At 53.6% G+C, this 23,822-nt stretch carries 26 protein-coding genes; 11 read left to right on the top strand and 15 right to left on the bottom strand.

The genetic code is table 11. The features are described 5' to 3' along the window. Nucleotides 1–7: 7 nt before the first annotated feature. The 3 genes from aaeA to DES54_RS04350 all read left to right on the top strand — a co-directional run bounded on the left by aaeA (nucleotide 8) and on the right by DES54_RS04350 (nucleotide 4,485). The gene (gene aaeA, locus DES54_RS04360) at nucleotides 8–955 is read left to right on the top strand and encodes a p-hydroxybenzoic acid efflux pump subunit AaeA (protein WP_240634931.1); all 948 of its coding nucleotides are present in this window, start codon (nucleotides 8–10) and stop codon (nucleotides 953–955) included. A gap of 4 nt (nucleotides 956–959) precedes the next feature. Beyond that, a complete protein-coding gene (gene aaeB, locus DES54_RS04355; protein WP_113865382.1) occupies nucleotides 960–2,918 on the top strand; it encodes a p-hydroxybenzoic acid efflux pump subunit AaeB in 1,959 nt (652 codons plus the stop codon). Between the two features lie 112 nt (nucleotides 2,919–3,030). Continuing rightward, nucleotides 3,031–4,485 carry an NAD-dependent succinate-semialdehyde dehydrogenase gene (locus DES54_RS04350; protein WP_113865381.1) on the top strand — a complete coding sequence of 485 codons (1,455 nt, stop codon included), beginning with the start codon at nucleotides 3,031–3,033 and terminating at the stop codon, nucleotides 4,483–4,485. Between the two features lie 124 nt (nucleotides 4,486–4,609). Here the strand turns inward: DES54_RS04350 and yjgA are convergent, their stop codons facing one another. Next, nucleotides 4,610–5,155 carry a ribosome biogenesis factor YjgA gene (gene yjgA, locus DES54_RS04345; RefSeq protein WP_113865380.1) on the bottom strand — a complete coding sequence of 182 codons (546 nt, stop codon included), beginning with the start codon at nucleotides 5,153–5,155 and terminating at the stop codon, nucleotides 4,610–4,612. Between the two features lie 300 nt (nucleotides 5,156–5,455). On the opposite strand from yjgA, the gene pmbA reads away from it, so the two are divergent. Then, the gene (pmbA, locus tag DES54_RS04340) at nucleotides 5,456–6,796 is read left to right on the top strand and encodes a metalloprotease PmbA (RefSeq protein WP_113865379.1); all 1,341 of its coding nucleotides are present in this window, start codon (nucleotides 5,456–5,458) and stop codon (nucleotides 6,794–6,796) included. Between the two features lie 66 nt (nucleotides 6,797–6,862). Here the strand turns inward: pmbA and npr are convergent, their stop codons facing one another. The 11 genes from npr to DES54_RS04285 form a co-directional block, all read right to left on the bottom strand. Beyond that, nucleotides 6,863–7,135 (bottom strand): PTS phosphocarrier protein NPr, encoded by a 273-nt coding sequence (npr, locus tag DES54_RS04335; protein WP_113865378.1) that lies wholly within the window; start codon nucleotides 7,133–7,135, stop codon nucleotides 6,863–6,865. 30 nt (nucleotides 7,136–7,165) lie between these two features. Further along, on the bottom strand, nucleotides 7,166–8,020 hold the full coding sequence (gene rapZ / locus DES54_RS04330; protein ID WP_113865377.1) for an RNase adapter RapZ: 855 nt from the start codon (nucleotides 8,018–8,020) through the stop codon (nucleotides 7,166–7,168). Nucleotides 8,021–8,174: 154 nt separating this feature from the next. After that, nucleotides 8,175–8,648: a PTS IIA-like nitrogen regulatory protein PtsN gene (gene ptsN, locus DES54_RS04325; protein ID WP_113865376.1), complete on the bottom strand. Its 474-nt coding sequence runs from the start codon at nucleotides 8,646–8,648 to the stop codon at nucleotides 8,175–8,177. A gap of 95 nt (nucleotides 8,649–8,743) precedes the next feature. Continuing rightward, nucleotides 8,744–9,031 carry a ribosome hibernation promoting factor gene (gene hpf, locus DES54_RS04320; RefSeq protein WP_113865375.1) on the bottom strand — a complete coding sequence of 96 codons (288 nt, stop codon included), beginning with the start codon at nucleotides 9,029–9,031 and terminating at the stop codon, nucleotides 8,744–8,746. 22 nt (nucleotides 9,032–9,053) lie between these two features. After that, nucleotides 9,054–10,487, bottom strand: a complete 1,434-nt coding sequence (gene rpoN, locus DES54_RS04315; protein WP_113865374.1) for an RNA polymerase factor sigma-54 — start codon at nucleotides 10,485–10,487, stop codon at nucleotides 9,054–9,056. A 49-nt stretch (nucleotides 10,488–10,536) separates the two neighbouring features. Beyond that, entirely contained in the window at nucleotides 10,537–11,262 is a 726-nt protein-coding gene (gene lptB / locus DES54_RS04310) for an LPS export ABC transporter ATP-binding protein (RefSeq protein WP_113865373.1), read from the bottom strand. Nucleotides 11,263–11,265: 3 nt separating this feature from the next. Continuing rightward, nucleotides 11,266–11,838, bottom strand: coding sequence for a lipopolysaccharide ABC transporter substrate-binding protein LptA (gene lptA, locus DES54_RS04305; protein WP_113865372.1), 573 nt, complete (start codon nucleotides 11,836–11,838; stop codon nucleotides 11,266–11,268). Continuing rightward, nucleotides 11,819–12,385 carry an LPS export ABC transporter periplasmic protein LptC gene (lptC, locus tag DES54_RS04300; protein ID WP_113865371.1) on the bottom strand — a complete coding sequence of 189 codons (567 nt, stop codon included), beginning with the start codon at nucleotides 12,383–12,385 and terminating at the stop codon, nucleotides 11,819–11,821. The genes lptA and lptC overlap by 20 nt, the downstream gene beginning before the upstream one ends. After that, nucleotides 12,382–12,948, bottom strand: a complete 567-nt coding sequence (kdsC, locus tag DES54_RS04295) for a 3-deoxy-manno-octulosonate-8-phosphatase KdsC (protein ID WP_113865370.1) — start codon at nucleotides 12,946–12,948, stop codon at nucleotides 12,382–12,384. Before kdsC ends, lptC begins: the two co-directional genes overlap by 4 nt. Nucleotides 12,949–13,032: 84 nt before the next feature. After that, nucleotides 13,033–14,019 carry an arabinose-5-phosphate isomerase KdsD gene (gene kdsD, locus DES54_RS04290; protein ID WP_113865369.1) on the bottom strand — a complete coding sequence of 329 codons (987 nt, stop codon included), beginning with the start codon at nucleotides 14,017–14,019 and terminating at the stop codon, nucleotides 13,033–13,035. 74 nt (nucleotides 14,020–14,093) lie between these two features. Beyond that, a complete protein-coding gene (locus DES54_RS04285) occupies nucleotides 14,094–15,056 on the bottom strand; it encodes a calcium/sodium antiporter (RefSeq protein WP_113865368.1) in 963 nt (320 codons plus the stop codon). Nucleotides 15,057–15,359: 303 nt separating this feature from the next. Between DES54_RS04285 and mlaF the strand changes: the two genes are divergently transcribed. From mlaF to murA, 7 genes are all read left to right on the top strand, one after another. Then, nucleotides 15,360–16,172 (top strand): phospholipid ABC transporter ATP-binding protein MlaF, encoded by an 813-nt coding sequence (gene mlaF, locus DES54_RS04280; protein WP_113865367.1) that lies wholly within the window; start codon nucleotides 15,360–15,362, stop codon nucleotides 16,170–16,172. Nucleotides 16,173–16,179: 7 nt separating this feature from the next. After that, complete coding sequence (mlaE, locus tag DES54_RS04275) at nucleotides 16,180–16,962, top strand: lipid asymmetry maintenance ABC transporter permease subunit MlaE (RefSeq protein ID WP_113865366.1); 783 nt, start codon at nucleotides 16,180–16,182, stop codon at nucleotides 16,960–16,962. A gap of 4 nt (nucleotides 16,963–16,966) precedes the next feature. After that, nucleotides 16,967–17,518, top strand: a complete 552-nt coding sequence (mlaD, locus tag DES54_RS04270) for an outer membrane lipid asymmetry maintenance protein MlaD (RefSeq protein WP_113865365.1) — start codon at nucleotides 16,967–16,969, stop codon at nucleotides 17,516–17,518. A gap of 26 nt (nucleotides 17,519–17,544) precedes the next feature. Further along, a complete protein-coding gene (mlaC, locus tag DES54_RS04265) occupies nucleotides 17,545–18,177 on the top strand; it encodes a phospholipid-binding protein MlaC (protein WP_113865364.1) in 633 nt (210 codons plus the stop codon). Between the two features lie 13 nt (nucleotides 18,178–18,190). Further along, a complete protein-coding gene (mlaB, locus tag DES54_RS04260; RefSeq protein ID WP_113865363.1) occupies nucleotides 18,191–18,484 on the top strand; it encodes a lipid asymmetry maintenance protein MlaB in 294 nt (97 codons plus the stop codon). Between the two features lie 189 nt (nucleotides 18,485–18,673). After that, entirely contained in the window at nucleotides 18,674–18,928 is a 255-nt protein-coding gene (ibaG, locus tag DES54_RS04255) for a BolA family iron metabolism protein IbaG (RefSeq protein WP_113865362.1), read from the top strand. A 108-nt stretch (nucleotides 18,929–19,036) separates the two neighbouring features. Further along, entirely contained in the window at nucleotides 19,037–20,299 is a 1,263-nt protein-coding gene (gene murA, locus DES54_RS04250; RefSeq protein WP_113865361.1) for a UDP-N-acetylglucosamine 1-carboxyvinyltransferase, read from the top strand. 125 nt (nucleotides 20,300–20,424) lie between these two features. Here the strand turns inward: murA and degS are convergent, their stop codons facing one another. The 3 genes from degS to zapG all read right to left on the bottom strand — a co-directional run bounded on the left by degS (nucleotide 20,425) and on the right by zapG (nucleotide 23,684). After that, the gene (gene degS / locus DES54_RS04245) at nucleotides 20,425–21,510 is read right to left on the bottom strand and encodes an outer membrane-stress sensor serine endopeptidase DegS (protein WP_113865360.1); all 1,086 of its coding nucleotides are present in this window, start codon (nucleotides 21,508–21,510) and stop codon (nucleotides 20,425–20,427) included. Between the two features lie 144 nt (nucleotides 21,511–21,654). Further along, a complete protein-coding gene (gene degQ, locus DES54_RS04240) occupies nucleotides 21,655–23,025 on the bottom strand; it encodes a serine endoprotease DegQ (protein WP_113865359.1) in 1,371 nt (456 codons plus the stop codon). 254 nt (nucleotides 23,026–23,279) lie between these two features. Further along, the gene (gene zapG / locus DES54_RS04235) at nucleotides 23,280–23,684 is read right to left on the bottom strand and encodes a Z-ring associated protein ZapG (RefSeq protein WP_113865358.1); all 405 of its coding nucleotides are present in this window, start codon (nucleotides 23,682–23,684) and stop codon (nucleotides 23,280–23,282) included. Nucleotides 23,685–23,822 lie beyond the last annotated feature (138 nt).

Raw genomic sequence — 23,822 nt, 5'->3', positions numbered from 1 at the left:
GTCGCTTGTGAAATCTCTCTTTATCACTACGCTCACGAAAAAATTGGGTCGTGTGGCCATCACGCTGGTCGTGGTGTTATTCGCTATTGTGGCGGTATTTCGTATCTGGGCGTTTTATACCGAATCGCCCTGGACGCGTGACGCGAAGTTTACCGCGGATGTCGTGGCAATTTCTCCCGACGTTAGCGGGTTACTTACCGATGTGCGGGTGACGGACAACCAACTGGTTAAGCAGGGCGATGTACTGTTTATTGTGGATCAGCCACGGTATCGTGCGGCCCTGGCGCAGGCAGAAGCCGATGTAGCCTACTATCAGGCGTTGGTGGTGGAGAAAAAGCGGGAGGCGGGGCGTCGGGTACGTTTAGGTATTCAGGCGATGTCGCAGGAGAATATTGATCAGTCCGGGAGTGCGCTGGAAACGGCGAGACACCAGCTTGCCAAAGCACAGGCCGCTATGGATCTGGCGAAGTTGGATCTTGAGCGCACCGTGGTGCGCGCGCCGGCTGATGGTTGGGTCACCAATCTGAATGTGCAGAGCGGAGAGTTTATTACCCGTGGCTCAACCGCTGTGGCGCTGGTGAAAAAAGATTCATTCTACCTGTTGGCTTACATGGAAGAGACGAAACTGGAAGGCGTGCGCCGTGGGTATCGCGCCGAAATCACTCCGCTGGGCAGCAAACGTATTTTCTACGGCACGGTAGACAGTGTGGCCGCTGGGGTAAACAACAGCAGTAGCAGCGTTGATAGTAAAGGCCTGGCGGCAATTGACTCCAATCTGGAGTGGGTGCGTTTAGCGCAACGCGTGCCAGTGAAGATCAAACTGGATCGTCAGATGGGCGATCTTTATCCCGCGGGAACGACCGCCACCGTCATCATTACCGGGGAGAAAGTCGACAATGATAAACAGCCATCGCCGCTGATCCGCTTATTATATCGATTGCGTGAGTTCGGCTAATAACATGAAAAGCCCGATATTTATTCGCTTCCGCTTCGCGTTTAAGCTGAGCTTCGCCATTGTCCTGTCTCTGTTTCTGGGATTCCATTTACAGTTGGAAACGCCGCGCTGGTCGGTGCTGACGGCGGCGATTGTTTCAGCCGGGCCAGCTTTCGTTGCGGGCGGCGAACCCTTTTCCGGGGCTATCCGTCATCGCGGTATATTGCGCATTGTCGGTACATTTATTGGCTGTATCGCTGCATTAATCATCATAATTGCAACGATTCGGGCGCCAGTGCTCATGTTGATGCTGTGTTGCGTTTGGGCGGGCGTCTGTACCTGGATCTCTTCACTCGTCAAAACTGAAAACGCCTATTTGTTTGGGTTGGCAGGCTATACGACGCTTATCATCATCGTTTCCGTCGCAGAGACGCCGTTGCTGACGCCACAGTTCGTGGTCGAACGTTGCAGTGAGATCGTGTTGGGAATTATGTGCGCGATCCTGGCTGATCTGCTGTTTTCCCCTCGTTCCATCAAACAAGATATTGATCGCAGTATCGAAGCGCTGCTGGTGGATCAGTACCGGTTACTGCAATTGTGTGTCAATCAGGCGGAAAAAGAAGTGATTGATGCCGCCTGGCATGCGCTGGTACGCAAAACGACCGCGCTGAACGGCATGCGTAATCATTTAATGATGGAGTCATCGCGCTGGCAGAACAGCAATCAGCGTTTGAAATCAATGCATACCCAATCGCTGGCGCTGATTACGCAGGCTTGCGAAACCTATCTGGTTATGCAAGATCACCCTTCCTGGGGTAAAAGCAGCCTGCAACGGATCATTGATCAGCCGGTTGAATCGATGCAGGACGTTCACCGCCGCCTGAAATTGCTGCGGCACCTGATTGCGGCCGGCCATCGTCAGGCTATTCCGCCCACGGTAAGTAGTTGGGTAGGGATCGCTACCCGCTACCAGTTACTGGCCAAAGGCGTGCAGACCAACGGGCGCATCAGTAAAGTGGAAGCGGATGTGCTGCACAGCGATGTTGAGATTAAAGCGCCATCCGCCGAAACTCATCACGCCATGATCAACGGATTACGCACGGGCGTGGCGACGGCGTTGGGTTGCCTGTTCTGGCTTAGCACCGGCTGGACGTCAGGTAGCGTTTGCATGGTCATGCTTGCTGTGGTGACATCGCTGGCGATGCGCTTGCCAAACCCCAAAATGATGGCGGTGGATTTCCTTTACGGCACCATCGCGGCACTGCCGCTGGGGGTGCTGATGTTTATGTTTATCATGCCTTCGACGCAGCAAAGTATGTTGCTGCTTTGCCTCAGCCTGGGGGCGATAGCGTTCGTCATTGGTATCGAGGTGCAAAAGCGGCGTCTCGGATCGCTGGGGACGCTGGCGAGCACGATTAATATTCTGGTGCTGGATAACCCGATGACGTTTCATATCAATCAATTCCTTGATAATGCCATCGGGCAGATCATCGGTTGTTTTCTGGCGCTGATGGTTATTCTGCTGATCCGCGACAATGCCAAAATCCATACCGGCCGCACATTGTTGAATCGCTTTGTTTATAGCGCGATATCGGCATTAACCACCAATCAGGCGCGGCGTAAAGAGAACCATCTGCCCGCACTTTATCAACAATTGTTTTTGTTGCTGAACATGTTCCCCGGCGATATCGCCAAATATCGTCTGGCTTTGTCGTTGATTATCGCCCATCAGCGTTTGCGTTCGTTGGCTATTCCTCAAGATGACGCGCTGTCCGCCTTTCACCGCCAGATTCGCGCCACAGCGGAGCGCGTGGTGGGCGCGAGACGTGGCGCCACGCGCAGCCAGACGTTTACTCAACTACTGGATGAACTCGACGAGTATCAGCACAAGCTGGCGCAGCGGCAACTGCCGCCGGATATCACGGCGCCCGTCGGACGTTTCGTCACCATGCTGCGCAAATATCAGCATGCGTTGAGTGATTAACCGCTTCATTTCTGTCATTGGACAGCGCGTTCCGCGCATCACTTCTATACTTACCATTCACGATTTTTCCTCATGATGTAATGAGACTCGACAGTTATCAGGAGGTAACACGATGTCACAACAACATTTGCAGGATAACACACTGTTTAAAACCGGTTACTTTGTCGCGGGACAATGGCGGCAGGCGGCGGCGACATTCGATGTCTTGAATCCGGCGACTGGTGAGCGCATCGCCGCGGTGTCCAAAGCGGGTAAAGTGGAAACGCAGTCCGCCATTGATGCGGCATATCAGGCTTTTCCGGCGTGGAAACGCAAGACCGCGAAAGAACGTTCTGAAATTCTTTATCGCTGGTACGAACTGATACTGGAAAATAAACGCTATTTAGCGGAACTGATGACCGCGGAGCAGGGAAAACCAGTCAAAGAGGCGGAAGGCGAAGTGATCTATGCCGCGAACTTTATCCAATGGTTTGCTGAGCAGGCAAAACGAATCAACGGCGAGATTATCCCGCCCGCCAAAGCGGGATCGCGTATTTATGCCACGCGTGAACCAGTTGGCGTGGTGGTTGCCATAACGCCGTGGAATTTTCCGCTGGCGATGCTGGCGCGTAAGCTCGGCCCTGCGCTGGCGGCGGGTTGTACCGGGGTTATCAAGCCCGCCAATAATACGCCGTTATCTGCTTTTGCGTTGCTGGCGTTGGCAGAGCAGGCGGGGGTGCCTGCCGGGGTACTCAATGGCGTCGCGGGGGATACCCAGGCGATCAGCGATACTATTATGGCCAGCGCCAAAGTACGCAAGATCTCCTTCACCGGTTCCACTGCGGTGGGGAAAACGCTGATGCGCAATGCCGCTGACACCATGAAACGTATTTCTATGGAACTGGGCGGCAACGCGCCTTATATCGTGTTTGACGACGCGGATATTCATGAAGCCGTCAAAGGGGCTATCGCCAATCGTTTCCGCAATGCCGGACAGGTTTGCGTCAGCGCCAACCGATTTTATATTCAGGACGGCGTGTACGATGAGTTTGTTTCCCTGCTGGCGGCAGAGGTGAAAAAACTGAAAGTAGGTAACGGCGTGGACGATGGCGTGACGCTGGGCCCATTGATTGACGATGCGGCTGTGGAAAAAGTGGAAAAACACGTTAATGATGCGGTGTCGCACGGCGGGCGGGCCATCGTGGGGGGAAAACGCCATGCGCTGGGCGGCTGTTTCTTTGAACCGACGGTGATTGCCGATGCCAGTGAAGCGATGTTGCTGGCTCAGGAAGAAACGTTTGGCCCGGTTGCGCCATGTTTCCGGTTTAAAACGGAAGAAGAGGTGATCCAGCGTGCCAACGATACGCCGTTTGGTCTGGCGGCTTACTTTTACAGCCAGAATTTGCAACGCGTATTCCGGGTGGCGGACGCGCTGGAAAGCGGCATGATCGGTATCAATGAGTGCGCCGTGTCCACTGAACTGGCGCCGTTTGGCGGCGTGAAAGAGTCAGGGTTGGGGCGTGAAGGATCGGTGCTGGGGCTGGATGAATTCCTGGAAGTAAAAACCTGGCATCTGAGCGGGCTATAAGTTTGCTGTCGCGGTTAGACAAAAACGTCTGAGGCGACCACGGTGCGAGGCTTCCCGGTGGGAGCCTCATTAATCACCGTAGTTCCTGTTGCGAACGACATTCGCCAATGGGGTGGCGCAGGTTTCATGCCTCGGTTTCTGACAATTCACGCAAATACTGAAAAATCTGCCGGGTGGATTTCGGCGGTTTATTCGCGGCCTGCTCTTTTTGCGCATTGCGCACCAGCGAACGTAGTTGCTGGCGGTCGGCGTGCGGGCAAAGCGCCAGAATATCAGGAATAGCGTCATCGCCTTCGGTCACCAGACGGTCGCGCAGCAGTTCAAGTTTGTGAAACAGCGCCACCTGCTGATTATGACGGTTTTTCAGTTTATCCAACGCGGCCTGGATGGGTTCTGGATCGCGGGCGCGCAACAGTTTACCAATCAGTTGCAACTGGCGGCGACGGCCCTCTTTCTTGATACGCTGCGCCAGTTCGATGGCGGCGCGCAGGTCGTCATCCAGCGGAATTTTCTCCAACGCGTTTTTACCCAGTTCAACCAGTTCCGCACCGAGCGCTTTCAGTGCTTCAGCATCACGTTTTATCTCGCTTTTACTGACCCAGATAATTTCATCATCGTCTTCATTATTGTCCGGGACTTCATCAAGCCAGTCTTCGGTTTTTTTGCTCATGGTTGGTTCCTAAAATTTCAGGACAAGTTTTTAACGCCGCTTGCCGCAGCCCTGAAGGTAACAGGCGGGTCGCCCGCCATAAAAAAGAGGCTGATACTAACAGGTTTGGGCTTTATGCGAAATTGTCCGCGGATCCTGTTAGACTCAGAGGCATTATGCTACACCTTTTTAGATGGAGGGATGACGAGGAATGTGCGGAAATATTCCTTATGTTTACGCTGAGCGTAATACGTTTGCGCATCGGCATAAACTTGTCGCGTCGTCCGTCGCAACGGTTTTCTCATTCATTATGGCAGAACAATGACAATCATCACTCAGGTTGCACAACAGCGCACGGCGCTGGAACAAGCGGTTGCACAGGCGCTGGAACTGGCGCGAGCGGGTTCGGATGCGGCGGAAGTTTCCGTGTCGAAAACCACCGGTATTGGCGTGAGCACCCGTTATGGTGAAGTTGAAAACGTCGAATTCAACAGCGACGGAGCGCTGGGGATTACGGTGTATTACCAGCAGCGTAAAGGCAGCGCCTCATCCACCGATCTCAGCCCGGACGCCATCGCGCGTACTGTGCAGGCGGCGCTGGATATTGCCCGTTACACCTCCGTCGATCCCTTCGCGGGGCCGGCAGATAAAGAACTGCTGGCTTTTGATGCCCCGGATCTGGACTTGTTTCACCCGACGGAACTGGATGCGGATCGTGGCATCGAGTTGGCCGCACGTGCTGAACAGGCCGCGCTGAAGGCGGATAAGCGGATCACCAATACTGAAGGCGGCAGCTTCAACAGCCATTACGCTATCAGAGTGTTTGGCAACAGCCACGGCATGTTGCAAAGCTATTGTTCCAGTCGCCATTCCATGTCCAGTTGTGTGATTGCCGAAGTGAATGGCGACATGGAGCGGGATTACGCCTACACTATTGGCCGTTCGCTGGAAGATTTGAAGACGCCTGAGTGGGTGGGTGAAGAGTGTGCGCGGCGTACATTATCCCGTTTATCGCCGCGTAAGTTGCCAACCATGCAGGCGCCGGTTCTGTTTTCCGCTGAGGTGGCGACAGGTCTGTTCGGCCATCTGGTCGGCGCCATCAGCGGCGGCAGCGTATATCGCAAATCGACTTTCCTGCTGGACAAACTGGGCCAGCAAATCCTGCCTGAATGGTTGACGATTGAAGAACAGCCGCATTTACGCAAAGGGCTGGCGTCCACGCCGTTCGACAGTGAAGGGGTTCGCACCCAGCGGCGTGAGATTGTGAAGGACGGCGTGTTGCAGACCTGGCTGCTGACCAGTTACGCCGCACGTAAACTGGGCATGAAGAGCACCGGACATGCCGGGGGAATTCATAACTGGCGTATCGCCGGTCAAGGGCTGGACTTCGCAGGCTTGCTCAGACAAATGGGCAAAGGGCTGCTGGTGACGGAATTAATGGGTCAGGGCGTCAGCGGCGTAACCGGGGATTATTCCCGTGGCGCGTCCGGTTTCTGGGTGGAAAACGGTGAAATTCAGTATCCGGTCAGTGAGATCACCATCGCAGGCAATCTGAAAGACATGTTGCGCAATATCGTGACGGTGGGCGACGACATTGAAACGCGCAGTAATATTCAGTGTGGATCGGTGCTATTGCCGGAAATGAAGATTGCGGGACAGTAAAGCTGTACGGAAGAAGGCGGTCATCGGTTTTATGTGATCGCCGCTGCCGCCCAAAGAAGACAGCGGTTACTCTTCGTCAAACCCGGCTTCAAACAGCGTAATCACGGCGGCCAGCGCCTGTGCTTCGTCCGGGCCAGTCGCTTCGACTTCAACCAGCCGGCCTTTGGCTGAGTCCAGCATCAGCATGGCAATCACGCTGCTGGCCTCGGCTTCCGTACCGCTGTCATTACGCAATATCACTTCCGCATCGAAACTCTGCACCAGTTCAAACAGTTTCATGGCGGGGCGGGCGTGCATGCCCAGCTTGTTTTTGATTTCAACGGTTTGTTTGACTGTCATTATTTCGTCTGACGCTAATTTGCCTGACCATCACGATTTACGCTTTTCCAGAGTACGGTGGCGGGACTGGACATTTTTGCCGCGGGATCGGAAGTAGTCCGCCAACTGTTCGGCGATATAAACCGATCGGTGCTTGCCGCCGGTACAGCCAATCGCCACGGTCAGGTAACTGCGGTTATTGGTTTCCAGCATGGGAAGCCATAGTTCCAGATAGCTGCGCGTCTGGTAGATAAAATTGTGGACTTCAGTATGACGTTCGAGGAAAGCGGCGACGGGCTTGTCCAAGCCGGTCATCGGACGGAGTTTGGGGTCCCAGTGTGGGTTGGGCAGGAAACGCACATCAAACACGTAGTCGGCGTCAATGGGGATGCCATGCTTATAGCCGAAAGATTCAAACACCATCGTCAACTCGCGTTCTCGTTTACCCAGCAGGCGGGTACGCAGCATTTCAGCCAGTTCATGCACCGACATTTCCGAGGTATCGATGATCAGATCGGCGCGCGATCGCAGGGGTTCCAGAAGATCGTTTTCTTCATCAATGGCGCTTTCCAGCGACAGATTCTTACTGGATAAAGGGTGCAGACGGCGGGTATCGCTGTAACGGCGGATCAGCGTATTGCGATCGGCGTCCAGAAATAACAACTGTGGTGAGAAGCTCTGCGGGAGTTGCGCCATTGCCTGTTCAAAGACTTCCGGCGATTCCGGCATATTGCGCACATCAATGCTGACCGCGGCGGAGATATTGCGCGTCGCAAGCGTATCGGCCAGTTCCGGCAACAAGACCACCGGCAGGTTATCCACGCAGTAGAACCCCATGTCTTCCAGCGCACGCAGAGCGACGGATTTACCTGACCCTGAACGACCACTGACAATCATCAGCACCATCTGATAACTCCCCTCTGGCAACGTGATGGCGAACTCTCGCCGCGATTGTTTTTATCGTGAACGGCTAGAAAATGAATGGTTAGCACATGGATTGCAAGCATTCTGTCATTCCAGCCTGGGGCGCTATTCATCGTAAGCCATGTCGCCATTCGACTTAACCGCTTTCCATCATGATCTGATAAAGTTCTTCATCGCTTTGCGCCGCTCGCAGACGCCGACACACCGTTTTATCAGCCAGTCGTTTGGCAACCAGCGACAGCGTATGTAAATGGGTTTTACATTGTTCTGCCGGAACCAGCAAGGCAAAAAGCAAATCAACGTCTTGATGATCAACGGCATCGAAAGCGATAGGCTGTTCCAACTGAATAAATACCCCAATTGCGCCCAGTGCGTTATCGTCTTCAAGCTTACCGTGGGGAATGGCAATGCCGTTGCCAATACCCGTGCTGCCCATTCGTTCGCGGGTAAGAATGGCGTCAAAAACAATCTGTGAAGTGAGATTAAGCTGGTTGGCGGCCAACTCGCTGATAATTTCCAATGCGCGTTTTTTACTCTGGCAATGGACGGCGCTTCGGGTGCACTCTGGGCGTAACACGGTGCTGAGTTGCAAAACGGGAACGTTGTTCATTTTATATTCACTTAAAGACACTTTCACTTGCGGTAAGCCCGGCCCGTCATGTGCAAGGGCCGGGTCTGTTCTCCTGCCGACCGGCAAGAGAAAAACTAGTGCTGCTTCAGCTTGTCCTTATGCTTATTAAGCTGGCGGGCGAGCTTATCGATCAGCAGATCAATCGCGGCGTACATATCTTCCGATTCTGATGTGGCGTGTAGCTCTCCACCGTTGACGTGGACGGTAGCATCAGCAATTTGTTGTACTTTCTCCACTTTCAATACCACGTTGACCTGGATGATACGGTCAAAGTATTGCTCTAACTTGGCGAACTTGGTATTGACGAAATCGCGTAATGGTTCGGTAATTTCGATGTGGTGTCCGGTAATATTGATCTGCATAGCGTCTTCCTCTCTGTTGAGATCAAAGCAGTTGTTTACGCTGATTTGATGGTGGGATAGATAAAGACTCTCGGTATTTCGCCACGGTGCGCCGCGCCACAATAATGCCCTGTTCAGAGAGCAAGGAAGTCAGCTTGCTGTCGCTTAACGGCTTGGCGGGGTTTTCCGAGGCGATTAACTTCTTGACCAGCGCGCGGATCGCCGTTGACGAGGCTTCGCCTCCGCTGTCGGTATTCACATGGCTGGAGAAGAAGTATTTTAGTTCAAAAATGCCGCGCGGACTGTGCAGGAACTTCTGTGTGGTCACCCTTGAGATGGTGGATTCATGCATATCCACAACCTGGGCGATATCCGCCAGCACCATCGGTTTCATGAATTCTTCGCCCTGTTCAAAGAAATCCTGCTGTTGTTCGACAATACAGCGGGTCACTTTGAGCAAGGTATCGTTACGGCTTTCCAGACTTTTGATTAACCAGCGCGCTTCCTGCAAATGGCTGCGAATGAACTGGCCGTCGCTGTCGCTGCGCGCGCTGTTGCCCAACGCCGCATATTGCTGGTTGATTTGTAGACGGGGTACGCTGTCGGTATTCAGTTCAACCACCCAACGTCCCTGGATCTTGCGCACCAGCACGTCAGGAATGACGTACTCGGATTCACCCGTGTTGATGGATTGGCCCGGACGGGGATCGAGGGATTGAATCAGCGCCAGCGCTTCTTTCAGCACCTCTTCTTTCAGGCGCGTTGAGCGGATCAGACTGCGGAAATCATGGTTGGCCAGCAGATCGAGGTACTCGCTTACGATCAGTTTTGCTTCCGCGAGGCGCGGTGTGCTGTCAAAAAATTGGGAAAGCTGCACCAGCAGACAATCACGCAAATCGCGGGCGGCGACGCCCACCGGATCAAAGCGTTGCACCCGCTTGAGCACCGCTTCCACTTCTTCAAGCGTAACGTTTTCATCGCCGATACTGTCCAGAATATCTTCCAGCGGCACCGTAAGATAGCCGGTATTATCCACCGCATCGACGATGGATGTCGCTATCGCCGCATCGGTATCTGAAAAAGGCGTCAATTCAACCTGCCACATCAGGTAGTCCTGAAGGGTTTGTGTGGTTTCGCCCTGATAGATCGGTAACTCTTCATCCCGGTAATCGGTGCCGGTGCCGGAGGGTGTGCCTGCGGAATAGATTTCATCCCAGGTCGCATCCAGCGGCAGTTCTTCTGGCATGTCTTTTTGTTCCAATGCTTCGCCGGTATCCAGCGAATCACTGTCGGCCACCTCGAATGACTCTATTTCTTCATGGTTGTCCGTCTGCTCAAGTAACGGATTGCTTTCCAGCGCCAGTTGAATCTCTTGTTGCAGTTCAAGCGTGGACAGTTGCAACAGACGGATTGCCTGCTGAAGCTGTGGAGTCATGGCCAGTTGCTGGCTAAGCCTGAGTTGCAAACCTTGCTTCATAAGTAGCGCTAACTTCCTTATATATTATTCAGTTGAGAACACGACCCTGTCATAGTCGGAAGCCTTCGCCCAGATAGACGCGTTTTACCTGCTCATCGGCCAGGATTTCCGATGGTGAACCGTGGGCGATCAGGCGTCCCTGACTCACGATATAGGCGCGCTCACAAACATCCAACGTTTCACGGACGTTATGATCGGTAATCAACACGCCGAGTCCGCTGTCACGCAGATGTTCAATTATTTTTTTTATATCAATCACCGAAATGGGGTCAACACCGGCAAAGGGTTCATCCAGCAGGATAAATTTAGGATTTGCCGCCAGTGCGCGGGCAATCTCCACCCGGCGTCGTTCACCACCGGAGAGCGATTGTCCCAGACTATCGCGTAAATGAATAATATGGAATTCTTCCATTAGCTCATTCGCCCGGTCTTCCTGTTGCTCTGAGGTGAGATCCTTACGGATCTGCAACACGGCCATCAGGTTGTCATAGACGCTTAACCGGCGAAAAATCGACGCTTCCTGCGGTAAATAGCCGATCCCGCGCAGAGCGCGATCATGCAAGGGAAGCAGACTGATATCGTCGCCATCAATCACAATCCGTCCTTCATCGCGCGGGACGATACCGACCACCATATAAAAAGTGGTGGTTTTCCCGGCGCCATTCGGCCCCAACAGACCGACGATCTCGCCGGAGTTGACGGTGAGACTGACGTTCTCCACCACTCTGCGACCTTTATACGCCTTAGCCAGATTTTCTGCGATTAATGCTGCCATAAGTTATTCAGTGACTCGTGGTTGCGGTTTTTGATACAGGGAGGATGCGCTCTGGCCCTCATTCTCCTGAAGTTGGGAAGGAACCAATACCGTGGTGACACGTTTACCCTTGTCGCTGAAGGCTTCCATCTGCTGCTGTTTCACCAGATAAGTGATACGGTCGCCTTTCACATTGCTGTCCACCTGTTCCAGATAGGCGTCGCCGGTCAGCACCAGAAAGTCATTGGCCAGTTCATAACGGACCTTCCGGGCATGACCTTTTACGGGTTTGCCGTTGTCCTGCATCTGGTAGAAGGTGACGGGATTGCCGTAGCCCTCGACAACTTCACGACCCCGCTCGCCCTGTGGTTGGGTAACGACGACTTTATCGGCTTTGACTTCAATCGTCCCCTGCTTCACGACCACATTACCGGTGAATGTGACCGTATTGCTTTGCATGTCCAGCGATTGCTGCTCGGAATCAATATGAATGGGCTGATTGCTGTCGCCGGTGAGGGCCAGCGCGGGAACGCTGACAGCGAACAGCGCGCCGGCGATCAGGGTGTTACGCATCAGATTATTGGTTTTGGATTTCATAAGAGGTTTTTACCTTTTCGATCAACTCGGCTGTCTTGTTACGCAGATTCCCACGCATTTTCATCCCGTTGGAAGTAAAACCGGCGCCGTACAGGGTGACTTCATCATCGGAAGCGACGTCCTGAGTGACCAGATTCACCTGGGCATTGTCGGTTTTGATTCTCTCCAGCCGCGAGTCATTTGTCAGGCTGTTAACCTCGACATGACCATACAGATAGAGCATTTTGTCTTGCGTCAGCTTGGCGCGGTCCGCGCTTACCGACCAGGTTGCCGTACCCTGTTCGTCAAACAGCGTTGCGACAGGCGTCGTAAACCAGCTTAGTTGTTCGTCATTGAAATATTCCGCTTTGTCCGCGATCAGACGGTAGCTCAGTTTCCCCGCCGGGCTGTATACCTGTGTGGTGGTTTTCTCACTGGTATACACCGGTACAGCGGGGCCGTCGGTGTGGGCGGGCGCCGCCGATTCGTCATCTGCGATAGTCCAGCCGATCAGGATAACGGCTAGCAGTGCCAGCAAAGCGGTCAGCCAACGCTTGGTTTTACTCATATCGACAGCCCTTTGGCATACTCCAGCTTATCCTGTGACAACAGGATCAAATCACACAGTTCGCGCACCGCCCCACGTCCACCGGCGATACGGGTAACATAATCAGCACGCGGCAACAGCAATGGGTGCGCGTCCGCCACGGCAGCGCTCAGACCGACCTGAGCCATCACCGGCCAGTCGATGAGGTCGTCGCCGATATAGGCGACCTGACTGGCGGTTAACGCTAGTTTATCCAACAGATCGTGGAAGGCCAAAACCTTATCGGATTGCCCCTGATAAAGATGGGTGATACCCAGCGTTTTACAGCGATCCGCCAGCAGGTCGGCTGATCGTCCGGTAATAATGGCGACTTCAATGCCGGAGGTCAGCAGACAGCGGATGCCATAACCATCGCGCACGTTAAACGCCTTTAGTTCTTCACCGTGGTTGCCCATATAAATCAGACCGTCCGACATCACGCCGTCAACATCACAGATTAACAGTCGAATTTCACGGGCTTTATCCAGTACCTGCCGATCGACAGGTCCATAACAGGTATCGGCTTGCGCCCTGGTTTCACTCATTGGCGTTTATCCTTGATTCTTTGGCTTTAGCGCTACCGTGTTGGTGCGGTGTCCGCACCATGATGGCATACCTGCGCGGGCGTATCACACCACACCGGCGCGCAGCATATCGTGCATGTGAACGATCCCCACCAGATGATCGTTTTCCGCCACCAGCAAGGAAGTAATATTGCGCGACTGCATCAGGTTCAGCGCATCCACGGCCAGCGTTTGCGGTGTGACCCGAATACCGCCGGCGGTCATCACATCAACAATGCGTGCGCTGTTCAAGTCAATCTTCATGTCGAAAATGCGGCGCAGGTCGCCATCGGTGAAGATGCCGAGGATTTTCAGATCCTCATCGCAGATTACCGTCATCCCCAGATTTTTGCGCGTAATTTCCAGCAAAGCATCGCGCAAGGTCGCGTCATGAGGAACATGCGGTATCTCGCCGCCAGAATGCATGATATCGCTGACGCGCAACAGAAGCTTGCGGCCAAGTGCGCCGCCGGGGTGGGAGAGGGCAAAATCCTCGGCGGTAAAACCGCGCGCCTGCAACAACGCAACGGCCATCGCATCCCCCATCACCAGCGTTGCGGTGGTGCTGCTGGTCGGCGCCAGACCAAGCGGGCATGCTTCTTGGGGAACATGGACGCACAGATGGATATCCGCCGCTTTTCCCATGGTGCTTTCTGGCTTGCCGGTCATGCAAATCAGGAAAATCTGCTGGCGTTTCAACACCGGGATCAACGACAGAATTTCGTGGGATTCGCCAGAGTTGGAAATGGCGATCACGATGTCATGCGGCGTGACCATGCCCAGATCGCCGTGGCTGGCTTCGCCGGGGTGGACAAAAAAAGCCGGGGTGCCGGTGCTGGCGAAAGTGGCGGCCATTTTGCAGCCGATATGACCGGATTTTCCCATCCCCATCACCACCACTTTTCCCTGACAGTAAAAGATTTTCTCACAAGCCTGGGTGAAATTATCATCAATATATTGATCCAGTTGCGCCAGGCCTCCGCGCTCAATTTCCAGAACCTGTTTGCCTGCCTGCTGAAAATCAAATCCGGGTTGTAGTTCAAAATGTGACATACCTGAATAATCCTGCCTGTTGTGATGTTTTTGGTTAATGCTCTGATGTTCTGGCGAATCAAACCATTGGCGAATCAAACAAAGAACAACACCAAGAGATAAACGACAAACGCGCAAAGCAGCAGGGCGCCGGCGCCCTGCCCGATATGGCGCTTTCTGCTGAGGCACAGCGCGGCCAGTAACGCGCTGGCCCCCAGCATGACCCAATAATCGCGCCCGAAAGCCAGAGGATTGAGCGCGCCTGGCGAAAGCAACGCCGGTACGCCCAATACGATGGCAATATTAAAGATGTTCGAACCGATGAGATTGCCCAGCGCAATATCATCTTCCTTTTTCAGCGTACCAACAACGGCGGTGGCCAGTTCCGGCAGGCTGGTGCCGATAGCCAGCACGGTCAGACCGATAGTCAGTTCGCTGATATGAAAATAGCGCGCCAGCACGGTGGCATTGTCGATCACCATACGGGCGGCCATGGGTAAAATAATCAGACCGAGAATCAGCCATAAAATAGCCACCGTCTGGTTGCTGTCCGCCTGCGGCAGTTCCGCCAACTGCTCCCGCGTCAGGCTGTCTACGCCTTCTTGCTGCGCCAGACGCGTCATGCGGATCATCAGAAACAAGAATATTCCGGCGGCGCTCAGCAGGAGCACGCCGTCTGTACGGCTCAGATCGTTATCATGAAGTAAAAAACCGCATAAAACGGTGACCAGCAGCATAAGCGGAAACTCCCGACGCAACAGTTCTGAATGAACGGTCAACGGGCGGATCAGGGTGGCGCTGCCGAGAATTAACAGAATATTGGCGATATTCGAACCCAACACATTGCCCACCGCCATATCGATCTGATCGTTCAACGCCGCGGTGATGGAAACGATCAGTTCGGGCAGCGACGTACCGATACCGACGATGGTAAGGCCGATAATGAAAGGCGGCAGACCCACGGCGCGGGCCAGGATCGCGGCGCCATACACCAGACGATCGGCGCCGTATACCAGCAACACCAAACCAACGATCAAGAGTACTGTCGCAAAAAGCATGCCGCGTCCTTTATTAAGGTATAATCACTGGTTGACGGGTTTATAAACCGGTATTTATGGACGAATTTTGAACAAAAAAATGTTTTCCATCATGAGCGCTAATTCTGACTGGCTAGGGCGAAAAAGTAAAACTTATGGCGATTTGGTTCCGCCCTCTCGGACAAGAACTTACAGTAAGTTTTTGTAAAACTCGGGCTTTGCGGCACATCAGCCATTAGGATTTAAAGATGGAAGCGTATTACCGTTATTCGTTTCACGCTGACGATCATAAGTAACATACTGATCGGTAAGGAATATGAAATAATGAATCACCAGGATACCAATCTGGTTGAGATCCTCGGCCTGAGCTTTCGGCGCGGAGATCGGCAGATTTTCACCGATATCACGTTGCGTGTTCCCAGAGGGAAAGTCACCGCGATCATGGGGCCTTCCGGTATTGGTAAAACCACACTGCTTCGTTTGATTGGCGGACAACTCCAGCCGGACAGCGGGGAGATCTGGTTCGATGGCGACAACATCCCGTCGCTTTCACGCACGGAACTGTACAACGCCCGCAAAAAAATGAGCATGTTATTTCAGTCTGGCGCGTTATTTACCGATCTGAACGTGTTTGATAATGTCGCCTGGCCGTTGCGCGAGCATAGCCGGTTGCCGGAACCATTATTGCGCAGCACGGTGATGATGAAGCTGGAAGCGGTCGGGTTGCGCGGGGCCGCAGATCTGATGCCGGCGGAGCTTTCCGGCGGCATGGCGCGGCGCGCGGCGCTGGCGCGGGCGATTGCGCTCGATCCGCAGTTGATTATGTTCGATGAGCCTTTTGTCGGTCAGGACCCGATAACCCTGGGAACGCTGGTTAAGTTGATTGATGAACTGAACCATGCGCTGGGCGTTACCTGCATTGTGGTGTCCCATGATGTGCCGGAGGTCATGAGTATTGCCGATTACGCCTATATCGTCGCCGATCGCCAGGTGGTGGCGGAAGGGACGCCGGAACAGTTGAACATGAATGATGATCCCCGCGTGCGCCAGTTTCTTGATGGCATCGCCGATGGGCCCGTCCCTTTCCGTTTCCCGGCGGATGATTATAAAACTGCGCTGTTAGGTTCAGGGGGTTAACGAACTCATGTTATTACAGGCGTTGGCGTCGTTGGGACGTCAGGGAATTGCTACCTGTGCCGCCTTTGGTCGCGCCGGACTGATGTTGTTTAATGCGCTGGTGGGCAAACCGGAGTTCAGGAAACAGTGGCCGCTGTTGATCAAACAACTGTATAGCGTCGGGGTTCAGTCACTATTGATCATCATGGTTTCCGGCCTGTTTATCGGTATGGTGCTTGGTTTGCAAGGTTATCTGGTGCTGACCACTTACAGCGCGGAAGCCAGTTTGGGCATGATGGTGGCGCTTTCGTTGCTGCGCGAGCTTGGCCCCGTGGTCACCGCGTTGCTGTTTGCCGGACGCGCAGGTTCGGCGCTGACGGCGGAAATCGGTCTGATGAAGACCACCGAGCAACTGTCCAGCATGGAGATGATGGCGGTTGATCCGTTGCGTCGCGTGGTGGCGCCGCGTTTCTGGGCCGGGTTAATCAGTATGCCATTGCTGGCGGTGATTTTTGTCGCGGTTGGCATTTGGGGCGGGGCGCTGGTTGGCGTCGACTGGAAAGGCATCGACAGCGGATTCTTCTGGTCAGCCATGCAGGGCGCGGTGGAATGGCGGCAGGATCTTGTGAACTGCGTGATTAAAAGTATCGTCTTCGCGATAACCGTGACCTGGATTGCGCTGTTTAACGGCTATGATGCGATTCCTACTTCAGAGGGGATCAGTCGGGCGACGACCCGTACCGTGGTGCATTCGTCTCTTGCGGTATTGGGATTGGATTTTGTGCTGACAGCACTGATGTTTGGGAACTGATTCAATGCAAACAAAGAAAAATGAAGTTTGGGTGGGGATATTCATGTTGATTGCGCTGGGCGCCATCCTCTTTTTGTGCCTGAAGGTCGCTGATCTAAAATCCATCGGTAGTGAACCCACCTACCGCTTGTACGCGACGTTCGACAACATCGGTGGGCTGAAAGCGCGCTCGCCGGTGCGAATCGGCGGGGTGGTGATTGGACGGGTAGCGGATATTTCGCTTGATGAGAAAACCTACCTTCCCCGTGTAGCAATGGATATCCAGCAACGTTACAACCATATTCCCGATACCAGTTCTCTGGCGATCCGCACTTCTGGTTTGCTGGGCGAGCAGTATCTGGCATTAAATATCGGTTTTGAAGATGAAGAGATGGGCACCTCGATACTGAAAGACGGCGGTGTGGTTCAGGACACCAAGTCTGCCATGGTATTGGAAGATCTCATCGGTCAATTCCTATATAAGAGCGGCGGCAACAGCGAGGATAATGCCGGTCAGACCGGTTCAGGACCCGCAACCGACGCGGCAACGACGCCCGAATCTCAGAGCCAGCCGTGATTCCACATCCATAAGAGGATATCTGCATGTTTAAACGTTTACTGATGGTGGCGTTACTGGTGGTGGCGCCATTGACCAACGCAGCTGATCAAACCAATCCTTACCGTTTGATGAATGAGGCGGCGGACAAGACTTTTAATCGCTTGAAAATAGAACAACCGCGTATCAAGCAAGACCCGAATTACCTGCGCACCATTGTGCGCGAAGAGTTGCTGCCCTATGTCCAGATCCGGTATGCCGGGGCCTTGGTGCTGGGGCGCTACTACAAAGACTCGACGCCTGAGCAACGAACAGCTTACTTCAAGGCGTTTGAAGCCTATCTGGAGCAGGCATACGGGCAAGCGCTGGCGCTTTACCACGGTCAGACTTACCAGATTGCGCCCGAACAGCCGTTGGGGAGCGCGGATATTATTTCCATTCGCGTTTCAATCATTGATAACGGTGGCCGACCACCGGTACGGCTGGATTTCCAGTGGCGTAAAAATAGTCAGAACGGCAACTGGCAGGCTTATGACATGATTGCCGAAGGCGTCAGCATGATTACCACCAAGCAGAATGAATGGGCGGCGACGTTGCGTCAAAAAGGCGTTGATGGCTTGACCCAACAACTGGACGCCGCAGCGAAACAGCCGATTACGCTGGACAAGCAAAACAATTAATCCGGGCGGAAAAATGGCGAATGCACTGAATTGGCAGTCACAGGAATCGATGCTGGTATTAACCGGCGATTTGGATCGCGAAACGTTATTACCGCTCTGGACACAGCGCAAGACGTTGCTGTCAGGTAAAACGACGTTGGATGTTTATGGGTTGGGCCGTGTTGACTCGGCTGGACTGGCGTTGTTGCTGCATTTTTACTACCAGTCGTCTTCACAAGATCGCCGTCTGCAAATCATTGGCGGCGGTGAACGGCTAAAAACCCTGATTGCATTGTATAACCTCAATGAAATCATTCCGGTGTCATAAGCGGCTTGACTTGCTTTAATCAATTGTTAGCGCAACCCCTTGTTGGTGGCGGGCAGGAGGCCTGCCACCAGTGACGTTAAAAATCGCGCCCGGCGATTTTTTTCGGGGATTTCTTTGTTTAAGATAGCGCCATATTCATCTAAGATACCACCCTGTTTATCATCCCCCCTGACATAGAAATCGAGAGCGATGGAAAATAATGAAATTAAAGATGTGCTGATGAACGCATTGGCACTGGATGAAGCCCACGTTTCTGGTGATGGCAGCCACTTTCAGGTTATCGCGGTAGGTGAGCTTTTTGCCGGCATCAGTCAGGTGAAAAAACAGCAGGCCGTGTATGCCCCGCTGATGGAATATATCGCGGATAACCGTATTCATGCGTTGTCTATCAAGGCCTATACGCCTGAAGAGTGGCGGCGCGATCGCAAGCTGAATGGGTTTTAAGAAACTTAACGGTTTTAGGAAGCCCAATGGTTTCTAAAAGAATAAATAGTTTTTAAGCCTGCGGCGATGTGACGCAATATTGAATTGAAACATTGAGAAATAGCGACTATGGATAAATTTCGTGTGCAGGGCCCAACCCGGTTAACTGGTGAAGTCACCATTTCCGGCGCCAAAAATGCCGCACTGCCGATTCTGTTTGCTGCCTTGCTCGCAGAAGAGCCGGTTGAAATCCAGAATGTGCCGAAGTTGCGGGACATTGATACAACAATGAAGTTGCTAACTCAACTGGGCGCGCGCGTTGAACGTAATGGTTCAGTACATGTGGACGCCAGCGAAGTGAATGTTTTCTGTGCGCCTTATGATCTGGTGAAAACCATGCGCGCCTCTATCTGGGCGCTGGGGCCACTGGTGGCGCGCTTTGGGCAAGGTCAGGTTTCTTTGCCCGGTGGCTGCGCGATTGGCGCGCGCCCGGTGGATTTGCACATCAACGGCCTTGAGCAATTGGGCGCGGAAATCACGCTGGAAGAAGGCTATGTGAAAGCCGCCGTCAATGGTCGTCTGCAAGGCGCTCATATCGTGATGGATAAGGTTAGCGTGGGCGCCACTGTAACCATTATGAGCGCGGCGACGCTGGCGGAAGGCACCACCATTATTGAGAACGCCGCGCGTGAACCGGAAATTGTCGATACGGCAAACTTTCTGAACACGCTGGGCGCCAAAATCAGCGGCGCGGGCAGCGACAAAGTGGTCATCGAAGGTGTGGCGCGCTTGGGCGGCGGGGTTTATCGCGTTCTGCCTGATCGTATTGAAACCGGGACTTTTCTGGTGGCCGCCGCCGTTTCCGGTGGAAAAGTGGTTTGCCGTCAGACTCGCCCGGACACACTGGACGCGGTGTTGGCTAAACTGCGTGAGGCAGGGGCTGATATTGAAACCGGCGAGGACTGGATCAGCCTGGATATGCACGGCAAACGCCCGAAAGCGATCACCGTGCGCACCGCTCCGCATCCAGGGTTCCCTACGGATATGCAAGCGCAGTTCAGCCTGCTGAATCTGGTGGCTGAGGGGACGGGCGTCATTACTGAAACGATTTTCGAGAACCGCTTCATGCACGTGCCTGAACTGATTCGCATGGGGGCGCAGGCGGAAATTGAAAGTAATACGGTGATTTGCCACGGTGTGGAAAAACTGTCCGGCGCACAAGTGATGGCCACCGATCTACGGGCTTCCGCGAGTCTGGTGCTGGCGGGTTGTATCGCTGAAGGCGTCACCACCGTTGACCGTATTTATCATATCGATCGTGGTTACGAGCGCATTGAAGATAAATTACGTGCGTTAGGCGCCAACATTGAGCGTGTAAAAGAGCACGATTAAGTCTGAGGATCATTGCGGCGCTTCAGTTATCAACCGGGCGGATTTCCAGCCCGGTTTTTTTATGGCGGGCTATCATCTCGCCACCTCGCGGGCCGCTGCAAGCGACATTGCGACACTGGCTGGTTTCAGTTGGCCGGGAACTCCTGAACCGTCATGTTTAACATGATTTCTCTATTGTCGCGCTTGATCACCACGGGAACCACCGTTCCTGGCCGGATTTCTGCAATCTGATCCATAGTATCAATGACTGAACGTGTCGGTTTGTTATTCACGCTGACCAAGATATCCCTCACCCGGATACCGGCTTTATCCGCCGGGCCGCCCGGATCAACCGTATTGACCAGAATACCGTTGGGACGCCCTTGTCGGCTGCCGTTTTCGATGCTTTCGATATCTTCTATCTGTATCCCGTTGATGCCGATATAACCGCGAATGACGCGGCCATCGCGGATAAGTTTTCCCATCACCTTGGTTGCCAGCGCGACAGGAATGGCGAAGCCGATCCCCTCTGGCGTTTCGCCGTCGGCGCTCTTATCAAACGACAGCGTATTGATGCCCACCAGTTCTCCCAGCGTATTCACCAGCGCGCCGCCGGAGTTACCGTGGTTAATGGATGCATCGGTCTGCAAAAGGTTTTGTCGACCATTTTGCCGGTTATCCTGTCCGATCGCGCTTAGCCCGACGCGCCCTGTGGCGCTGATAATTCCCTGGGTAATGGTTTGTCCCAGATTGTAAGGGTTGCCGATAGCCATCACGACATCACCCACATGCGCGATGCGGCCAGTATTAATCGGGATGACGGGCAAATTGACGCCGTTGATTTGCAGAACGGCCAGATCGGTCAGGCTGTCAGAGCCGACGACCATTGCCTCGTAAAGTCTGCCGTCCTGAAGCGCAACCAGAATCTGCTGCGTGTTATTGATGACATGCTTATTGGTTAAAATATAACCTTTGTCGCTCATGATGACGCCGGAGCCGAGCGTGCGGATATTGAGTTCGGCGTTCTGATCAGAATTAGGCACTTTATCATAGACGTTTACCACGGCTGGCGCTGCACGGCGCACCCCTTCGTAATAGCTGACCGGGGTATCGGACGTTGGGTTTTCGTCGGTTGTTTGCCATGACGCAGGACGCAGCGAGGGAACCGCCGCAAGCAGGATGCCTGCGGCGATCACGCCAATCAGGGTAGAACGTAATAACTTAACCAGCATAAGCGTGTTTTACTGTGCAAGAGGAATATGAGCCGAGAATAACACGAGACAATCGGACACAGCAGCGTGCTGTGTCCGATTTTTCAGACCGGCCTGACGCCCGTTGCGTAGCAAAATGGTACGCAGAAATCTTCCCGGCGTTGATTAACGCAGCAGCAGATAAATCGTTTCGTCGCCACGGACGATGTTCAGCGCCAGCACGGACGGTTTCGCTTCCAACAGTTTACGAAGCTGAGTAATGTTTTCCACTCGCTCGCGGTTAACGCCGATGATGACGTCGCCTTTCTGCAAACCAATTTGCGCGGCCGGAGAATCTTTGGCGACATTATCGATCTGTATGCCTTTGCTGCCGTCTTTCAACTGACCATTGGTCAGGGAAGCGCCTTGCAGGGCCGGATAAAGGGTTTCCGCGCTGGTGGTCGACGTAGCGCTGTTATCCAGCACGACTGAGACTTCCTGGCGTTTACCGTCACGCAGCAAACCGATTTTCACGGTTTTACCCGGCGCGGTTGTCCCTATTTTGGCGCGCAGTTCGGCGAAGCTGCTGATAGGCTTTCCATCCAGGGTGACAAGCACATCCCCGGCTTTGACGCCGGCTTTGGCCGCCGCGGATTTTGGCAGGACTTCGCTGACGAACGCTCCGCGTTGCGCATCCACCTTAAAGGCTTTCGCCATTTCGGAGGTCATCTCGCTGCCTTTGATACCCAGCACGCCGCGTTTGACCTCGCCGAACTCGACCAGTTGCTGAGCCAGGTTTTGCGCCATGTTGCTGGGGATGGCGAAGCCGATACCGATATTTCCGCCGCCGGGGGCGAGAATGGCGGTGTTGATGCCGATAAGTTCGCCGTTGAGATTGACTAACGCGCCGCCGGAGTTGCCGCGGTTGATGGAGGCGTCGGTCTGAATAAAGTTTTCCAACCCTTCCAGATTCAACCCGCTGCGGCCCAAGGCGGAAATAATGCCGGAAGTGGCGGTCTGCCCCAGGCCGAACGGGTTACCGACGGCGACGGCGAAATCACCCACGCGTAGCTGGTCGGAATCCGCCATTTTAACCGCAACCAGATTTTTGGCGTTCACCAACTGAAGCAGCGCTATGTCCGATTGTTCGTCGCGTCCTATCAGTTTGGCTTCATACTCGCGCCCATCGTTCAATTGCACGCGAATTTTATCGGCGTTATTGATAACGTGATTGTTGGTCAGGACATAGCTTTTGGCGGCATCGATAATCACGCCGGAGCCCAGACCTTCAAAGGGACGTGAGTTTTGCTTGTCGGTGGGGAAATTCGGGCCGAAGAAGAATTTAAACTCTTCCGGTACGCGCTGGCGTTGTACCTGTGTGCCTTCCACATGCACGCTGACGACCGCCGGCAGGACTTTTTCAAGCATCGGCGCCAGACTTGGCATCTGTTGTCCTTGCATCACAGTCGGCAATGCGGCGTTCGCCACCGGGAGTGTGGACAGGGTTAAACTTATGCTCATTGCCAGTGCACTAAATAATAAAGATTTTTTCTTCATTGTTAATTGACTCTCTCACGACCAGCGGATGAATAAAATGATGATATATAAACTTAAACACACGGTGAAGAGTCAGACTGACGATTGGTGTGTAAAGTTCACTGATGTTTCGTCAGTAGATTGTAACTGTCAGTAGACGGTAACTAATCAGTGGAGGGTAACGATAGCCTACAGCACGGAATTACCACGCAATGCGAAAGAGAAGGATGTGAGATTCGATAAAACCTCACGCCGCAATCATTAAATTGTGGTGTTTACTTGCGGGGCGGACGTTCGCCGCGCAGTAATCCAGACGCGCCGTCCGAATAGTCGCGCGGCGGCATATCGACCGGCGCCTGATCGTTATCGGCCTCGGCTTCCGTCAGGCGATACTTGAATGGGTTATCCTGGCCTGGCACATCAGGCAGCAGGTTGTTGGAGCTTTTCGCCATATGCTGATAAAGCTGACGGTAATCGTGCGCCATGTTATCCAGTAATTCGGCGCTACGGGCAAAGTGTCCGACCAACTCCTGGCGATATTCTTCTAGTTCGGTCTTGCTTTTCTCAAGCTCGTTTTGCAGTACCTGTTGTTGCCGCAGTTTACGGTTGCCAAAACGCATGGCGACGGCACCAATAATGATACCGGCGACTAAACCAATCAGCGCATACTCCCAGGTCATAATGACTCCTATTTTGACTTCGTTGTCCACGTAGGGTTTTCACTTAATAATAGTCACTATAACCGCTAACCTTGTCTGAGTGGAATCCTGAAGCGTGATGACTTAGGGTTATGTTGATGCATCTGCGGCATCAAGGCG

It is taken from the genome of Brenneria salicis ATCC 15712 = DSM 30166 (assembly GCF_003315515.1).
In the GTDB taxonomy this organism is placed as follows: Bacteria; Pseudomonadota; Gammaproteobacteria; order Enterobacterales; family Enterobacteriaceae; genus Brenneria; species Brenneria salicis.
The sequence above is the reverse complement of the archived record's forward strand: the minus strand, read 5'-3'. Positions and strand labels throughout refer to the sequence as shown.

Excerpts from the sequence above, each read along its gene's own strand:
- aaeB (WP_113865382.1), top strand. The coding sequence starts at position 960 with ATGAAAAGCCCGATATTTATTCGCTTCCGCTTCGCGTTTAAGCTGAGC.
- DES54_RS04350 (WP_113865381.1), top strand. The coding sequence starts at position 3,031 with ATGTCACAACAACATTTGCAGGATAACACACTGTTTAAAACCGGTTAC.
- yjgA (WP_113865380.1), bottom strand. The coding sequence starts at position 5,155 with ATGAGCAAAAAAACCGAAGACTGGCTTGATGAAGTCCCGGACAATAAT.
- pmbA (WP_113865379.1), top strand. The coding sequence starts at position 5,456 with ATGACAATCATCACTCAGGTTGCACAACAGCGCACGGCGCTGGAACAA.
- npr (WP_113865378.1), bottom strand. The coding sequence starts at position 7,135 with ATGACAGTCAAACAAACCGTTGAAATCAAAAACAAGCTGGGCATGCAC.
- rapZ (WP_113865377.1), bottom strand. The coding sequence starts at position 8,020 with ATGGTGCTGATGATTGTCAGTGGTCGTTCAGGGTCAGGTAAATCCGTC.
- ptsN (WP_113865376.1), bottom strand. The coding sequence starts at position 8,648 with ATGAACAACGTTCCCGTTTTGCAACTCAGCACCGTGTTACGCCCAGAG.
- hpf (WP_113865375.1), bottom strand. The coding sequence starts at position 9,031 with ATGCAGATCAATATTACCGGACACCACATCGAAATTACCGAACCATTA.
- rpoN (WP_113865374.1), bottom strand. The coding sequence starts at position 10,487 with ATGAAGCAAGGTTTGCAACTCAGGCTTAGCCAGCAACTGGCCATGACT.
- lptB (WP_113865373.1), bottom strand. The coding sequence starts at position 11,262 with ATGGCAGCATTAATCGCAGAAAATCTGGCTAAGGCGTATAAAGGTCGC.
- lptA (WP_113865372.1), bottom strand. The coding sequence starts at position 11,838 with ATGAAATCCAAAACCAATAATCTGATGCGTAACACCCTGATCGCCGGC.
- lptC (WP_113865371.1), bottom strand. The coding sequence starts at position 12,385 with ATGAGTAAAACCAAGCGTTGGCTGACCGCTTTGCTGGCACTGCTAGCC.
- kdsC (WP_113865370.1), bottom strand. The coding sequence starts at position 12,948 with ATGAGTGAAACCAGGGCGCAAGCCGATACCTGTTATGGACCTGTCGAT.
- kdsD (WP_113865369.1), bottom strand. The coding sequence starts at position 14,019 with ATGTCACATTTTGAACTACAACCCGGATTTGATTTTCAGCAGGCAGGC.
- DES54_RS04285 (WP_113865368.1), bottom strand. The coding sequence starts at position 15,056 with ATGCTTTTTGCGACAGTACTCTTGATCGTTGGTTTGGTGTTGCTGGTA.
- mlaF (WP_113865367.1), top strand. The coding sequence starts at position 15,360 with ATGAATCACCAGGATACCAATCTGGTTGAGATCCTCGGCCTGAGCTTT.
- mlaE (WP_113865366.1), top strand. The coding sequence starts at position 16,180 with ATGTTATTACAGGCGTTGGCGTCGTTGGGACGTCAGGGAATTGCTACC.
- mlaD (WP_113865365.1), top strand. The coding sequence starts at position 16,967 with ATGCAAACAAAGAAAAATGAAGTTTGGGTGGGGATATTCATGTTGATT.
- mlaC (WP_113865364.1), top strand. The coding sequence starts at position 17,545 with ATGTTTAAACGTTTACTGATGGTGGCGTTACTGGTGGTGGCGCCATTG.
- mlaB (WP_113865363.1), top strand. The coding sequence starts at position 18,191 with ATGGCGAATGCACTGAATTGGCAGTCACAGGAATCGATGCTGGTATTA.
- ibaG (WP_113865362.1), top strand. The coding sequence starts at position 18,674 with ATGGAAAATAATGAAATTAAAGATGTGCTGATGAACGCATTGGCACTG.
- murA (WP_113865361.1), top strand. The coding sequence starts at position 19,037 with ATGGATAAATTTCGTGTGCAGGGCCCAACCCGGTTAACTGGTGAAGTC.
- degS (WP_113865360.1), bottom strand. The coding sequence starts at position 21,510 with ATGCTGGTTAAGTTATTACGTTCTACCCTGATTGGCGTGATCGCCGCA.
- degQ (WP_113865359.1), bottom strand. The coding sequence starts at position 23,025 with ATGAAGAAAAAATCTTTATTATTTAGTGCACTGGCAATGAGCATAAGT.
- zapG (WP_113865358.1), bottom strand. The coding sequence starts at position 23,684 with ATGACCTGGGAGTATGCGCTGATTGGTTTAGTCGCCGGTATCATTATT.